The sequence below is a fragment of the Nisaea sp. genome (genome assembly GCF_017640745.1).
Lineage (GTDB): Bacteria > Pseudomonadota > Alphaproteobacteria > Thalassobaculales > Thalassobaculaceae > Nisaea.
The window spans coordinates 55,374-70,087 of sequence record NZ_JAEPQA010000026.1 but is presented as its reverse complement, the minus strand read 5'-3'; the positions used below and the strand labels follow the sequence as shown (position 1 = coordinate 70,087).

Sequence of the window (14,714 nt, the reverse complement as noted above, 5' to 3'; positions counted from 1 at the left end):
GGCGAGACCTTCAATGCGGGCTACCAGAACCAGTCGATCATGAGCATCGCGAAGATCGTGAAGAAGGTGATCGAGGAGGAGCTGCCGGAGCTCGGCGATATCGAGATCGTCACGACGCCGAGCGACGACAACCGCTCCTATCACATCAATTCGGACAAGATCGCGGAGAAGCTCGGCTTCCGGCCGCAGCATTCGATCGAGGATGCGGTGCGCGATCTGGTAAAGGCCTTCAAGGCCGGCAGGCTGCCGGACCCCATGACGGACGATTTCTATTATAACGTCCGCCGCATCAAGCGCCTCGGAATGACGTAAGACCGAGACGCGGACCTTCCGCGGATCCGGGCCATCATACCGGCTTTCCGGTTCAGGTTCGAGAACAGCCGCAATCTGGCAGGAAATCGACGTGAGCAGTGATTCTCATCAGAGCTACAAACATCTCTATCTGCCGATCGAGGAATCCGCGCGGGAGCTGAATGCCCGTCTTCTGCTCGTTATCGTGGCGATCAGCAAAGGCTATCGTGTCGTCATCGGTCAGCAATGGCTATTGGCCCACAATCTATACAACCTTGCGCCCGGCGTGGTGTTCTTCAAAGGGACAAACCGAATTCAGTGCAACTGGATGAGGATCGCAAAGAAGTATGGGCACAAGGTCGTCGCGATCGACGAAGAGGTGACGGCAATTGCTGCCGAACGATTCGTCCTGAAAGAAGTTTGGCCGGAGTCCTTGCCTTTGGTCGACCGGTTTTTCCTCCAGGGTCCCAATCAGTACGAGATCTATGAGCGGGCCTTTCCGGAGCACAAGAATCGTTTCGAGATCACGGGAAACCCAAGGTTCGATCTGCTGCGGAAAGAGTTCACCGAAGCGTTCGTGTCCGATGCCACGCAGTATCGTGAGCGCTATGGCCGCTACATCCTGATCAATACGAACTTTGGATATGTGAACACCGCATGGGGACAGCCGGCGGACTTCGAGCGCATTTGCGGGGAGGTCGGGTACGTCGACCACAACGATCCGGAGGACAAGAAATTTCTCCGGGACTTCCTTCAGCTGGAGACGGAAAATCTCGCAGGCTTCAAGCGTATGATCCGGGGGCTCCGAGACCGATTCCCGGGACATCAGATTATTTTGCGGCCGCATCCCGCCGAGAATGTAACTGCTTGGCGGAATGAGCTTCAGGGCGAGGAGCGCATAAACGTCGTGTTTGAAGGCTCGGCTGTTCCCTGGATGCTGGGGGCCGATTTTTTCGTGCACAACACCTGTACGACAGGAACCGAGGCCATGGTGCTCGGTGTCCCGGTCGCAGCCTATGCGCCGTTCACCAACTGGGTCGAATCGATCTTCCTGTCCAATCTGGTGACACCTGTGTACCGGGATATGGAGGACCTTTTCGGAGCCGTCGCCGCCGGGATAGCAGATCGTGAGGCGTTCGTTGCCGCCATGCATTCAGAGAAGGGCGAAATGCTCCGTTCGCACATTTCAGGTCTGGACGACCGGTATGCCATGTCCGGAATCTTCCGCGGCATCGATCAGCTTCCGATAGAGCGAGTATCTGGAAGTCTTTTCCGGAACGGAACCGGTCTGACTACGCAGGTGCGGAGAACCGACTACCAGCGCAAGAAGATCGATCTCGATACTGCTGAACTGAACAAGCGTATCACCAATCTGCTGAAAGCAACGGGACTTGGATTCATAGCGAAAGCTGAAAAGATCGGCGACTCGCTCTTCGTCATTGCCCCGGTCGACTAGGCAGCGGCGGTGCGGAAACCCCTTGGTAAATTGCCATCGCCTTCGGATAATTCCCGATTCGCAAGCGCGTTTTTTGTCGTGGCTTAGACCCGTGAGTATTTCCGAGACTTATTGGATTGAATTTTGATAAACCTCCGGCCGTGGTCCGGCGGCCAGTCCGCCGAGGCATTTGATTCTGGGACTGGGTCTGACAGGCAATTGACGTGAGCAGTGAATCTCCGCGGAGCTACAAACATCTTTATCTGCCGATCGAAGAATCCGCACGCGAGCTGAATGCGCGATTGCTTCTTCTCGTGGCTGCGGTCAATCAGGGGTATCGCGTGGTGATCGGCCAGCAGTGGCTGATGGTCCATAACCTCTACAATCTCACGCCTGGGGTTGTGTTCTTTAAAGGCCTGAACAGAATTCAGGCAAACTGGATGGGATTGGCGCACAAATACGGACACCGGGTTGCCGCGATAGACGAGGAAGTCACCGCAATCGCCGCCAAGCGCTTCGTGCTGAAGGAAGTATCCGAGGAGTCCCTGCCGCTGATCGACAGGTTCTTTCAGCAGGGCCAGAATCAGCACGATATCTATCGGGAGGCTTTCCCGGATCATCAAGAGCGGTTCGTGATTACCGGCAATCCCCGGTTCGATCTCCTGCGGAAGCAATTCACCCGGGCATTCGAGGGGGATGCCGCGCAATACCGGGAACGGTACGGCCGCTATATCCTGATCAATACGAACTTCGGCTTCGCGAACACGGTTTACGGCGCCCCCGAGAAGTTCATCGACACCTGCGAGAGGGTCGGCTACGCCTACCGCAACGACCCGGAAGATGCCAAGTTCTTCAAGGATTTCTTAGAGCTGGAAGCTAAGAACATGGATGCCTTCCAGGTCATGATCCGGGCGCTTCGAGACCGATTTCCCGAGCACCGGATCGTGCTGCGCCCGCATCCGGCGGAGAACATCACGACCTGGCAGGAGGCCATGGCCGGTGAAGAGCGCATCCACGTGGTTTTCGAAGGCTCCGCCGTTCCTTGGATGCTGGCCGCCGATTTCTTCATCCACAATACATGCACCACCGGGACAGAGGCGATGGTGCTCGGCGTCCCGGTCGCCGCCTACGCATCTTTCACCAATTGGGTCGAGTCGATCTTTCTCTCCAATCTGGTTACGCCGGTATACCGCGATCTCACGGGCCTGTTCGAAGCCGTTGCCGCAGGAATTGCGGATCGTGAAGCCTTCGTCGCCTCCATTCATGCTGAGAAGGGCGCAATTCTGCGCAAACACATTTCCGGTCTGGACGAGCGCCTGGCGACGGGCGGGATATTCCACGGCATAGAACAGATTGCTCCCGATCCGGTCGGCGGCAGCATTTTCCGGGAAGGCACGCGGCTGAAATATGGTTTCCGGCGTACCGAATATCAGCGCAAGAAGATCGACCTGGACGTAAGGGAGTTTAGATTGCGCGTGTCGAATATTTTAAAAGCGACCGGCCTCGGGCTGAAGGCGGAAGCTGAGAAGATCGGTGACTCACTGTTTCTCGTTACGCCGACCGATTGAGGCTCCAATGTGACAGGACGCGCCCGTTCTCTCATCCCGCGATGAACTGTTTCAGAATCCGGAGGCCGACCGGCCCGCTCCGTTCCGGATGAAACTGCACACCGGTCACGTTCTCATGTGCGACTGCGGCAGTAACGGTTGTTGAGCCGTAATGTGTGGTCGCGAGGATGGCAGAGGAGTGCACTGGAATACCGTGATAGCTATGCACGAAATAGGCATACTCGCCTGGCGAGACCGACCTTAGCGGGGTCCCCTCCCATCTGTCAGGCGACGGACGTTCCAGCGGTGCCCAGCCGATATGCGGAAGTTTGAAAGCGTTCTCGCCTGGTGTCGGCGCGAGTTTTTGGACGCGGCCTGGGATTAATCCGATGCCTGGGTGCTCGCCGAACTCCTCCCCGATCTCGAAGAGCGCCTGCATACCGACGCAGATTCCGAGCATGGGGCGGCCGGTCTCCGCAATTTCCCGCGCCAGGTCGACCGCGCCGTAGCGCCGCATGGCCTCAAGGCATTTGGCGAAGGCGCCGACGCCGGGCAGGATCAGCCTTTCCACCTGTTCGGCGCGTGGGCAGGTATCGACAAGCTCGACATCTGCGCCGCATTGCTCGACGGCGCGGCAGACGCTGAAGAGGTTGCCGATCCCGAAATCGAGCACCGTTACCTTCGGGCTGCTCATGGCTCTGCGATCTCCCGGATCGGAATCTCAAGGGCGAGGGCCTGGTCTCTGATCTCGGCGACGGTCATCCGGTCGTAGTGCAAGATATCCGCCATCGCGATCGCGTCTGCATGGCCGAGGCTCACCGCCTTCGCCAGGTCGTCGACCGAACCCATGCCGCCGGAGGCGATGACCGGAATGCTGACACGGTCCGCGACGCTGCGCACTAGATCGATGTCAAAGCCCTTGCGAGTCCCTTCCTGGTCGATCGAGGTTAGCAGCAGTTCCCCCGCACCGAGTTCCTCGGCCTCTCCGATCCACTCGATTGCGTCGCGTCCGGTATGTTCCCGCCCGTTGTCCGTATAAGCTTCCCAGCCGCCTTTCCCGAGGCGCTTTGCCTCCACGGATAGCACGACCGCCTGGCTGCCGAACTCCTCGGCGATCTCCTTCAGGAGCGGCGGGCGAGCGATCGCCGCCGTGTTGATCGCCACCTTGTCCGCCCCCGAGCGGAGCAGCTTACGGGCATCCTCGACGGAGCGCACGCCGCCGCCGACAGTGATCGGCACGAAGACGTGGCGCGCGGTATGCTCAAGGATTTCGGTCAGGTTGTTGCGCCCGTAGAGGCTGGCGACCGAGTCCATGTAGATGATCTCGTCGATCCCCTGCTCGTAATAGCGCTGGGCATAGAGCTGCGGGTCGCCGATGACCCTGAGACCCTCGAGATGGATCCCCTTGATCAGGTTCGGGCCCTTGATGTCCAGGCGCGCTATGAGGCGGATGGGACGCACGGCGGCTGTTTCCGTTCTTCCGAGGTCAGTTCTGCTGCCAAACTGTGCGACGCAGGGACCAGGATCCGTCCTCCGCGCGCTGCCAGAGATGCGGCGAGCGGAAACGGTCCGCGAGATGCAGGAAATACTCCTTGGTCATTTCCTTCTGCTCGAAATTCTTCGACGCGACCGGGAAGTCTTTCTCTGGAATGCTCATATAGGCGAAATTGTCCGCTTCGAAACGATCCGGGTATTCGCCATCGAAGCGTTTGACCAGCGCCACGCCCTCCTCGCGCAGGATATCGCGGGAGCGGATTTCCTGTGCGGCGTCGTACGTCGCCCGGCCGATGCCGAACTTCACGTGGGTGCAGAAATAGTGCAGGTCGTCGATCTTGTCGTCGATGCTGTTGTACTTGCTGTAGGTGCCCGGCGTGCGTTCCGGTGAGGCTTGGAAACCGCCATGCTCGACGGCGTAGTAATATGCGCTCTGTGGATGCCACTTCAGGTAATAGCCGAGATAGTGCACCGAGACCCCGACATCCTCAAGCCGGTCCGGATCTGCGGGCATATAGGGGATGAAATCTTGCTCCTCGAGCCCGAAATCCTCCTGCAGCTCGGTCAGCGAGACGCCGCCGAGATAGATGTTGTCGAAATCCTTCGAGGCGTAATAGGTGTTCGAGCGGATCGGCGAGACCACGTCCGTCTTCGGATTGCCGTACTCGGCCTCGTTCTCGCCATAGAACACCAGCGGAATGTCGAACTGTTCGGCCAGCTTCGGCGCCAGGTTCTTCTGCCCGAGAATGAAGGGCTGGAAAGGGTGGTAGAGGTTTTCCACCGCGAGCCGCGTCAGCAGCCGGTGCACCCGGCCGTTCGGGGTGCAAAGGTAATTGTCGAAGCCGGCATGGATCCAAGCCTCGAAATTCTTCCAGCCCCAGTCGGTATGGATGTGCGGCGCCCAGGTCACGGTGAGCGGATGCATGCCGTACTTGGTTTTCAGGATATGGGCCGCGTAGAAACTGTCCTTGCCGCCGGAGCCGGGCAGAAGGCAGTCATATTTACCGTCCTTGCTGCGGTACTCGTCGCAGAGCGCAATCAGTTCCTGCTCGCGCGCATCCCAGTCGATCGTGCCGTGTTTCTGTTCGGCGACGCGGCAGGCGTCGCAGACGCCCTCTTCGTCGAGCGCAATGGTCTGCTTCTGGCTCTCTTTCGTGTGCTTGAACTCGACGCTCGAATTTGGGCGCTGGTTGGAGATCACGCAGCGGGTGCAGAACTGCACGTCCTGGGGCAGACCGTAACGTGTCTGTAAGTCAGGATTTTCGGGCGCGAATTTCGAGAAATCGATATCGGCGTGCGCAGGATACTTGAACATGAAAGCCTTGCATTGTCCGGAGGCGCAGGAAGCCTGTGTCCTACCACGTTTGCCACACGTCGGATCAAGAAATTTTATCCGGTTTCCCGCCGTGGGAAGCCAATTCCGTGCGGGGTCTCCCAGAGTCCGAATGCGGTGCTTAAGCTTTGTGACCTTGTGTCTCTCTCGCCTCCCGGCTAGGCAGTAACGGCATTTCGGATTTCCCTTGGGTGATCCGGATTTTCTATAGGTGCGACAAGGTTTGCGGAATGCTGGGCTGGATGAACGAGTTCAACTCCTTGCCGAAAGGCTCATTGTTCTGCTTCGGGCTCGGGTTTACCTGCGCACGCCTTGCCCGTCGGCTCCGGGAGCGGTCCTGGACGGTCGCGGGGACGCGGCGGCACATCGACCGGTCGGTCCAAGATGCCGACAGCATTCCGGTGCACGCTTTCACGGGGCTTGCTCCCATGGAGCGGGCTGCTCAGCTTCTTGCGGACGTCACCCACATCGTCGCTTCGATCCCGCCGGGAGAGTATGGCGACCCGATCCTCCGTTTCCACGAGGCCGATCTGCGCGCGCTTCCGAACCTGAAATGGGTCGGCTATCTCTCCACCCCCGCGGTCTACGGGGACCGGCAGGGTGCGACTGTTCATGAAGACGAGCAGCCGAACCCTGGCTCGGTGCGCGGCAAGAGGCGTCTGGCGGCCGAGCGGGCCTGGGTGTCGGCCTTCGACGGGACCGGCGTTTCGGTGCAGGTCTTCCGTCTTTCCGGGATCTACGGGCCAGGGCGGAACGCCCTCGAGCAGCTCCGCGCGGGCACGGCGCGGATCATCGACAAGCCGGGTCAGGTCTTCAATCGGATCCATGTCGACGATATCGGCACGATCCTGATGGCCTCGATGGCGCGTCCGGCGCACGGGCGGAGTTACAACGTTGCCGACGACGAGGCCTGCGCGAGCGGGGACGTCATCCGCTACGCGGCCGAACTGCTGAGCATGGAGCCGCCGGTACCGATTCCCTATGACAGCGCGGAACTTTCCCCGATGGCGCGGTCCTTCTATGCCGAGTGCAAGCGGCTGGACACGAGCCGGATCAAGACGGAGCTCGGGGTCGAACTCGCCTATCCGACCTATCGCGAGGGACTGCGGCGCATTCTTGACGATATGGAGGCCGCCGCGTAGAGCGAGAGTGTTGAGGGATCAGAGAGGTACGGGCATGTCGCGGACACCGGTCCATATCGTCGGCTGCGGAGGGCACGCGAAGGTCATCGCCTCCATGATAGCGGCTGGCGGCCATTTCGAGATCGCCTCCTTCATCGACCGCGCGCCGGCGGAGGGCACCCGGTTTCTCGACCGGCCGGTCGTGGCCGAGGAAGCGTTTCTCGCATCGGGTGCCGGCGAAGCGGTGGTATTCGGACTCGGCGAATGGCTGCATCGCGCGGCCGCGGTGGCACGTTTCGAGTCCGCTGGTTTTTCCCTTTTCCCGGCCATAGTTGCTCCGTCGGCTATCGTGGCGCCGGATGTGACGATCGGTGAGGGCAGCGTTTTGATGCCTGGTGTTTGCGTCAATGCGGGAAGCGAGATCGGTGATTTTTGTGTCCTCAACACAGGAGCAATTCTCGATCATGACTGCGTGCTCGGCCGTGGCGCTGGGCTTGCTCCCGGGGTGACGGTCGGTGGCGGATGCAGTATCGGTAGCGGTGCTTATATCGGCATCGGTGCCTCGGTCTCCCATGGCCGGACGCTCGGGGACGGGGCGGTCCTTGGCGGCGGCGGTTTCTTGAAAGAGGATGCCGGAGCCGGTGAATTCTGGGCCGGGATTCCGGCAAGCTTTGTCCGCAATCGTGTGCCCGGCGAAACGGTACTGTGAGTTCGAATGACCCAAGGATCTGATGGCCGCCGTACCTTCGTCATTGCCGAAGCCGGCGTGAACCATAACGGCGATCTCGCGCTCGCCCGGCAACTGGTCGAGATCGCAGCAGACGCGGGGGCCGATGCCGTCAAGTTCCAGACATTCTCCGCCGGTGGCCTGGTCGCCGCCAATGCACCCATGGCGGACTACCAGAAAGCCAATACCGGCAGCGACCGTTCGCAGCTCGACATGCTGGCAGAGCTCGAATTGTCCCTCAAGGCCTTCGCCGAACTCTCCGAACTTTCGGCCGCGAGGGGTATCGAATTCATGTCGACAGCCTTCGATCCCGAAAGCCTCGCGCATCTTCTCTCTCTCGACGTCCGGCGCCTGAAGATTCCCTCCGGCGAGATCACCAATCCCGAACTGGTCCGTGCTGTCGGCGCGGCCGGTCTGCCGGTCATCATGTCGACCGGCATGGCCGACCTGGAGGAAGTACGTCAGGCGCTTTCCTGGCTGGAGGAGAGCGGAGCGGCGGAGATTTCGCTGCTCCACTGCGTCAGCGACTACCCCGCCGATCCCGCGGACGCCAATCTCGCCGCCATGGATACGCTCCGCGAGGCCTTCGGCCTGCCGGTCGGGTGGTCCGACCATACGCTCGGCGACACCGTGACGATCGCCGCCGTCGCCCGTGGCGCGTGTATCATCGAAAAGCACTTCACCATCGACACCTCCCTGCCGGGCCCGGATCACAAGGCCTCGCTCGATCCGGCGGCGCTGAAGCGGATGGTGGAAAATATCCGCATCACCGAATCCGCCATCGGCAGCGGCCTGAAACAGCCGACGGCCGCGGAGCGGAAGGTGGCGCTGGTCGCCCGCCGGAGTGTCGCCTCGCGGCGCGAGATCGCGGCGGGTGCGGAGATCGCCATGGAGGATCTCGCCTTCCTGCGCCCCGGAACCGGGATCCCTCCCGCGAAGGCGGAAACGATCGTCGGCAGACGCGCGGCGCACACCATTCCGGCGGGAACGATCATCGAGCTTTCCGACCTGGCCTGACCGGCAGCACTTGCGCCGGGCGCCGCGGCACCCTATTTCCGGCGGATGCCGACGAAAACGCAGCCGCTTTCCGCCCCGTCCTCGATCCTCCCGGTCGAGGATTCCCTGACCGCCCGCGAGATCGCGGACTGGCTTCTGCAGGCATCACGCAATCAACTCGATCTCGGCACGCTATGGGGCGAGTTCTGCCACCGCCTCGCGCTGGCCGGCGTGCCCGTCGAGCGCGGCACCGCGATCCTGATGGCGCTGCACGCGATCAAGGAAGGCGTGCATTGCGAATGGCGCATGGGACAGCAGACCGAGGTGAAGCCCTGGCACTACGCGCCGGGCAATGCACGTATCTATCAGGAAAGCCCGCTCCGCCTCGTGCACGAGACCAAGAGCTGGCTGCACCGGCGGATCGACGACAGGAGCGCGGCCGAGTTCCCGATCCTGAAGGACCTGCTGGCGCTCGGCTATACGGACTATGTCTGCGTGCCGGTCATCTTCGCCAACGGAATGCAGAACGCGCTCACCTTCGCCAGCCGCGAACCAGAGGGTTTCACGAAGCGCGACATGGCGCTCCTCCGCGAAGTCATGCCGACGGCAAAGATCGTCCTCGAACTCATGACCATCTACCGCAGCATGGACGACGTGCTGGCGATGTATGTCGGCCGCGAGCCGGGCGGGCGCATCCTCGCGGGCGAGGTCCGGCGCGGCACGGTGAACCGGATGCAGGCGGCGATCCTGGTCGCCGACATGCGCAATTTCACCCTGCTCTCCGACCGGCTCGGAGACCTCCAGACGGTCGAGCTTCTCGACGCCTATTACGACTGCATCATCCCGCCGATCCTGGCGCGCGGCGGCGAGGTGCTGAAATTCACCGGCGACGGCGTGCTGGCGATCTTCCAGGACGCGAGCGGGCGCGGCGCGTGCCACATGTGCCGGGGCGGCGCGCTCGAGGCCGCGATCGAGGGTCAGGCCTGCCTGGATGCGCTCGACACCTCGCGCTGGGGCTCCGATGTTGAGGTCAGGGCGGGCATCGCCCTGCATCACGGCGATGTCGCCTTCGGCAATGTCGGCTCCGGCGAGCGGCTCGATTTCACGGTGATCGGCAAGGACGTCAATCTCGCCGCCCGGCTCGGCGCCAAGTGCCGAAGCTTGGGCGAGCCGATCCTGATGTCGGAAAGCTTTGTCGACGGACTTGAGCAGGGCGCCCGCCATCTTGGCGATTTCAGCTTGCGCGGCCTGCCGGGAAACCACGCGATCTATGTGCCGGCGTGAGCCGGAGCGGCGGCCTCCGGTCTAGAACTCGATCCCGGCCTGTGCCTTGAAGCCGGAGCGGAAGGGATGCTTGATCTGCGTCATCTCGGTGACGAGATGGGCGGCCTCGATCAGCTCTTCCTTGGCGTTGCGGCCGGTGACGATGACATGCAGGTCCGGGCGCTTGTTCCTCAGCGTCTCCAGTACCTCTTCCAGCGGCAGGTAGTCGTAGCGCAGGACGATGTTGAGCTCGTCCAGCAGCACCATGTTGATCTTCGGGTCGGCCATCAGCTCCTTCGCCTGTTCCCAGGCGGCGCGGGCGGCGGCGATGTCCCGGTTGAGGTCCTGGGTGTCCCAGGTGAAGCCCTCGCCCATGGTGCGGATGAAGACCTGGTCGGCGAAGGCCTCGAGGATCTTGCGTTCGCCGGTTTCCCACTTGCCTTTGACGAACTGCACGACGCCGACATTCATGCCGTGGCCGATGGCGCGGCAGACCATGCCGAAGGCGGCCGTGCTCTTGCCCTTGCCCTTGCCGGTATGGACGATCAGCAGCCCGCCTGTCTCGGTCTTGGTCGCCATGATCTTGTTCCGGGCGGCCTTCTTCTTCGCCATCTTCTCGGCGTGACGGGCGGCCTTTTCCGGGTCGATCTCGGTGTCCTGGATCTCGTCGCTCATGCTCTCTCTCCCTCGTCCCTCATCATGGCACCCCGGACCCCCGAGGGGTCAACCGGCGAGCGCCGTCAATTCCCCGTGCACCGCGTTCCGGCGCGGGCGCCAGAGCCCGCGGTCGAGCGCTTCCTTCAGCCGCGCCGCCATTTCCTTCAGCGCCGCCGGATTGTGCCGCTCGAGGAACTCGCGCACCTCCGGATCGTCCAGATAGGCATCGTAGACGGCGTCGAAATGATGGTCGCCGACGCAGCGCGCGGTGGCGGCGAAGGCGAACATGTAGTCGACCGTGGCCGCCATCTCGAAGGCGCCCTTGTAGCCGTGGCGCATCACGCCCGCGATCCATTTCGGGTTCACGACGCGCGCCCGCACCACGCGCGCGATCTCCTCGTCGAGCGAGCGGATGCGCGGGTTCTCGGGCCGGGAATGGTCGTTGTGATAGATCTTCGGCTGGCTGCCCGAGAGATGCCGAATCGCGGCGGTGATGCCGCCCTCGAACTGGTAGTAGTCGTCGCTGTCGAGCAGGTCGTGCTCGCGGTTGTCCTGGTTGTGCAGGACCAGTTCGACGTCCTTCAGGCGCGACTCGAACAGCGCATGCGCGGCCTCGCCCTCGGCGCCCTTGCCGTAGGCATAGCCGCCCCAGGCGACATAGGCCTTCGCGAGGTCCTCCTCGCTCTCCCAGAGCCGCTCGTCGATCATCGCCTGCAGCCCCGCGCCGTAGGCGCCGGGCTTGGAGCCGAAGACGCGGTAGCCGGCCTGCTTCTCCGCCGCTTCGCGGCTGATACCGGCCTTCTCGAAGGCGGCCGCGTCGGCGCGGTAGCGGGCGGCGAGCGGGTTCTCGGCCGGCGTCTCGTCGAGCTTCGCGACCGCGCGGGCGGCGCTGTCGAGCAGGTCGATCTGGAACGGGAAGGCGTCGCGGAAGAAGCCGGAGACGCGGAAGGTCACATCGACGCGCGGCCGGTCCAGTACCGAGGCAGGCAGGATCTCGAAGCCGGTGACGCGGCCGCTGGCGACGTCCCATTCCGGCCTGACGCCCATCAGGGCGAGGGCCTGGGCGATATCGTCGCCGCCGGTCCGCATGTTCGCGGTGCCCCATGCGGAGAGGGCGAGCCGCTCCGGCCAGGTGCCGTTCTCCTGCCGGTAGCGCTCGAGCAGCAGCGCGGCGGATTTCCAGCCGAGCTGCCAGGCCGCAGGCGTCGGCACCGCGCGAGTATCTACGGAATAGAAATTGCGGCCGGTGGGCAGCACGTCCGGCCGTCCGCGGGTCGGCGCGCCGGAGGAGCCGGGCGCGACGAAGCGGCCGGCGAGGCCTTTCAGCAGCCCGTCCAGCTCCGCATCGCCGCAGTTCGTGACGGTCGGGCGGAGATGCGCGGCTACGGCGTCCAGCACGGCGCGCGTGCGCTCCCAGGCCGGGTTCGGTTCGGCGCGCCCGGCGACTAGCGCGTGGGCCAGCAGTTCCAGCCGCTCGACCGTGTCGCCGTGGCTGCGCCAGGGCGCATCGTCGACCGACGCGAGCGCATCCGGCCGCGCGCCGGTCCAGCCTTCGGTCATGTCCGCGGCCAGCGGATCGAAGGGCTCGCCTGCGACTTCCAGCCTGAGATCGCGGGCGAGCGCCCGTTGCAGGGAGGCGTCGCCGCCTTCCCCCTGTCCGCGCGGCACCCGCACCAGCGCGGTCAGCAGATCGTCCAGCAGCCGTCCTTCGGGCGCCGCGCCGAAGATGTGCAGCCCGTCGCGGATCTGCAGTTCCTTCAGCTCGCAGAGATAGCCGTCGAGCCGGTTCAGCTTCTCCGCCGCGTCGTCGGTGACGGAGAGACCGAGATCCTTGTCGAGGCCGATGGCGGCCATCTTTTCCAGGATCTGTTCCGAGAGCAGTTTCAGGCGCCGCGGATCGACCCCGGCCGCCTGGTAGTATTCATCGACCAGCCCCTCCAGCTCCTTCAGCGGTCCGTAGCTCTCGGCGCGGGTCAGCGGCGGGGTCAGATGATCGACGATGACGGCAGCGGAGCGGCGCTTCGCTTGCGTGCCTTCGCCCGGATCGTTGACGATGAAAGGATAGAGATGCGGCACCGGGCCGAAGACGGCCTCCGGATAGCACTCCTCCGAGAGCGCCAGCGCCTTGCCCGGCAGCCATTCCATGTTGCCGTGCTTGCCCATGTGTATGACCGCATGGGCGCCGAACTCACCGCGCAGCCAGATGTAGAAGGCGAGATAGCCGTGCGGCGGGACGAGGTCGGGCGAGTGGTAGGTTTCGGTCGGGTCGATGTTGTAGCCGCGCGCCGGCTGGATTCCGACCACGACATTGCCGAGCGTGAGGACCGAGAGCCGGAAGGCCTCGCCGGTGACGAAGGGGTCGCTTTCGGGTTTGCCCCAGCGGCCTTCGATCTCGCTCCGGACCTTCTCCGGCAGCGCCGCATAGGCTTCCTTGTAGGCGTCGAGAGGGAGCGTGGCACCACCCTTGCGGTTGGCGCGGTCGGAGAGATCGTTGGTCGGGCCTGAGGACATGCGGCCGATCAGGGCGTCGCCGTTGATCGGGATATCGCGCACGCCATAGCCGGCATCGCTCATCGCGCGGAGCACGTTCACCGTCCCCGCCGGCGTGTCGAGCCCGACGCCGTTGCCGAGCCGTCCGTCCCGGTTCGGATAGTTGGCGAGCACCAGCGCGATCCGGCGCTCCCCGGCCGACGTCGCACGCAGCTTCGCCCAGCCCGCCGCGAGCTTTGCCGTGAAGGCGATGCGGTCCGGGACCGGGGCGTAGGTGACGATGGAGCATTCCGTTGCCGCGTCCCGCCGCGCCTCGGCCTTGAAGGAGACGGCGCGGGCGAGCACCCGCCCGTCCACTTCCGGCAGGGCGACGTTCATGGCGATGTCGCGGGCGGAGAGACCGGCGGTGGAGGCCTCCCAGCCCTCGCGGTTGCCGCCGGAGAAGATCACCTGCAGCACGGTACAGTCGGCCGGATCGAACGGTGTTGCGCTGCCGGGAGCACCGGGCTTGGAGACCGCGAAGCCGGTGGCGTTCAGGATCACGCCGGGCGGCGCGCCCTCGATCGTGTCCCGGATCAGGTCGGCCGAAACCGGGTCCTTCAGGCTGGAGACATAGAGCGGCACCGGAGCCAAGCCTTCGGCGCGCATCGCCTCGACCAGCGAGTCGACCGGGGCCGCGTTCCCTGCCTGCACCAGCGCCCGGTAGAAGACGACGGGTGCCGGGATCGCGTCCGGCGCGGAGGCGGCGAGCACCTCCTCGAGAGACGGGTGATTGCGGCCCGGAAGGTAGTAGCCCGCTTTCGGCAGCGGTGCCGGTTCGCGCCAGTCCGTCTCGGTTCCGACGAGGCTCGCGGCATAGCGCACCGCTTCCGCCGCGTTGCCGATCCCGCCCTCGATCAGGTAGCGCCAGAGCCGCTGGCAGGCGGCGGTGTCGAGCGTGCCGTGTCCGGTCAGCTCCGGGTCCGGCTGGTCGTCGCCGGGCAGGAAGGCGAGCGGGATCTTCTTCCGCCGGCAGAGGGCCGAGAGCTGCTCGACGCCGTAGGGCCAGTAGCCGGTGCCGCCGATCACCCGCGCGATGACGAGCTTCGCGTGCGCCACCATCTCCTCGACATAGAGATCGACGGAGAGGTTGTGCCCGAGCTGCATGAGGTTGGCGAGGCGCAGGCTCGGGAACGGGCCGTCATGGGCTGCCGTCACCTGCGCATAGCCCTGGGCGAGGCAGGACAGCTCCGTGTCCGCCGCGCTCAGGATCAGGATGTCGCCCGGCGTCTGGCCGAGATCGACCGCCTCGCTGCCGTCGGTGACCGTGCCGGGTGTTGCCGCCAGAAGATGCATGGGGCCTCCGGTGAGGAGAGGCCGG

11 protein-coding genes and 1 pseudogene are annotated in these 14,714 nt (G+C 63.8%); 7 read left to right on the top strand and 5 right to left on the bottom strand.

What is annotated here, in order from left to right; all coding sequences use genetic code 11:
• The 3 genes and pseudogenes from JJ959_RS17060 to JJ959_RS17050 all read left to right on the top strand — a co-directional run.
• A pseudogene (locus JJ959_RS17060) lies at window positions 1–312 on the top strand (SDR family NAD-dependent epimerase/dehydratase); the annotation flags it as partial.
• A gap of 91 nt (window positions 313–403) precedes the next feature.
• Window positions 404–1,747, top strand: a complete 1,344-nt coding sequence (locus JJ959_RS17055) for a surface carbohydrate biosynthesis protein (RefSeq protein WP_292886275.1) — start codon at window positions 404–406, stop codon at window positions 1,745–1,747.
• A gap of 203 nt (window positions 1,748–1,950) precedes the next feature.
• Window positions 1,951–3,294: a surface carbohydrate biosynthesis protein gene (locus tag JJ959_RS17050; RefSeq protein ID WP_292886272.1), complete on the top strand. Its 1,344-nt coding sequence runs from the start codon at window positions 1,951–1,953 to the stop codon at window positions 3,292–3,294.
• A 31-nt stretch (window positions 3,295–3,325) separates the two neighbouring features.
• Here JJ959_RS17050 and hisH read toward each other — a convergent pair whose 3' ends face one another.
• The 3 genes from hisH to JJ959_RS17035 are packed head-to-tail and all read right to left on the bottom strand — an operon-like array spanning window position 3,326 to window position 6,082.
• Window positions 3,326–3,967 (bottom strand): imidazole glycerol phosphate synthase subunit HisH, encoded by a 642-nt coding sequence (gene hisH, locus JJ959_RS17045; RefSeq protein ID WP_292886269.1) that lies wholly within the window; start codon window positions 3,965–3,967, stop codon window positions 3,326–3,328.
• The gene (locus tag JJ959_RS17040; RefSeq protein ID WP_292886266.1) at window positions 3,964–4,734 is read right to left on the bottom strand and encodes an imidazole glycerol phosphate synthase subunit HisF; all 771 of its coding nucleotides are present in this window, start codon (window positions 4,732–4,734) and stop codon (window positions 3,964–3,966) included. The genes hisH and JJ959_RS17040 overlap by 4 nt, the downstream gene beginning before the upstream one ends.
• A 25-nt stretch (window positions 4,735–4,759) precedes the next feature.
• The gene (locus JJ959_RS17035) at window positions 4,760–6,082 is read right to left on the bottom strand and encodes an N-acetyl sugar amidotransferase (protein WP_292886263.1); all 1,323 of its coding nucleotides are present in this window, start codon (window positions 6,080–6,082) and stop codon (window positions 4,760–4,762) included.
• Between the two features lie 260 nt (window positions 6,083–6,342).
• Here JJ959_RS17035 and JJ959_RS17030 point away from each other — a divergent pair, with 260 nt between their 5' ends.
• From JJ959_RS17030 to JJ959_RS17015, 4 genes are read left to right on the top strand one after another with little or no spacing between them, the layout of a single operon-like run.
• Window positions 6,343–7,242: a sugar nucleotide-binding protein gene (locus tag JJ959_RS17030; RefSeq protein ID WP_292886260.1), complete on the top strand. Its 900-nt coding sequence runs from the start codon at window positions 6,343–6,345 to the stop codon at window positions 7,240–7,242.
• 34 nt (window positions 7,243–7,276) lie between these two features.
• Complete coding sequence (locus JJ959_RS17025) at window positions 7,277–7,930, top strand: acetyltransferase (protein WP_292886257.1); 654 nt, start codon at window positions 7,277–7,279, stop codon at window positions 7,928–7,930.
• Window positions 7,931–7,936: 6 nt separating this feature from the next.
• Window positions 7,937–8,965 carry an N-acetylneuraminate synthase gene (gene neuB / locus JJ959_RS17020; protein ID WP_292886254.1) on the top strand — a complete coding sequence of 343 codons (1,029 nt, stop codon included), beginning with the start codon at window positions 7,937–7,939 and terminating at the stop codon, window positions 8,963–8,965.
• Between the two features lie 45 nt (window positions 8,966–9,010).
• Entirely contained in the window at window positions 9,011–10,228 is a 1,218-nt protein-coding gene (locus tag JJ959_RS17015) for an adenylate/guanylate cyclase domain-containing protein (protein WP_292886251.1), read from the top strand.
• A 21-nt stretch (window positions 10,229–10,249) separates the two neighbouring features.
• Here JJ959_RS17015 and cobO read toward each other — a convergent pair whose 3' ends face one another.
• Both cobO and cobN read right to left on the bottom strand, forming a co-directional pair.
• Complete coding sequence (gene cobO, locus JJ959_RS17010) at window positions 10,250–10,882, bottom strand: cob(I)yrinic acid a,c-diamide adenosyltransferase (RefSeq protein ID WP_292886247.1); 633 nt, start codon at window positions 10,880–10,882, stop codon at window positions 10,250–10,252.
• A 48-nt stretch (window positions 10,883–10,930) separates the two neighbouring features.
• A complete protein-coding gene (gene cobN / locus JJ959_RS17005) occupies window positions 10,931–14,689 on the bottom strand; it encodes a cobaltochelatase subunit CobN (protein WP_292886244.1) in 3,759 nt (1,252 codons plus the stop codon).
• Between the last annotated feature and the right edge of the window lie 25 nt (window positions 14,690–14,714).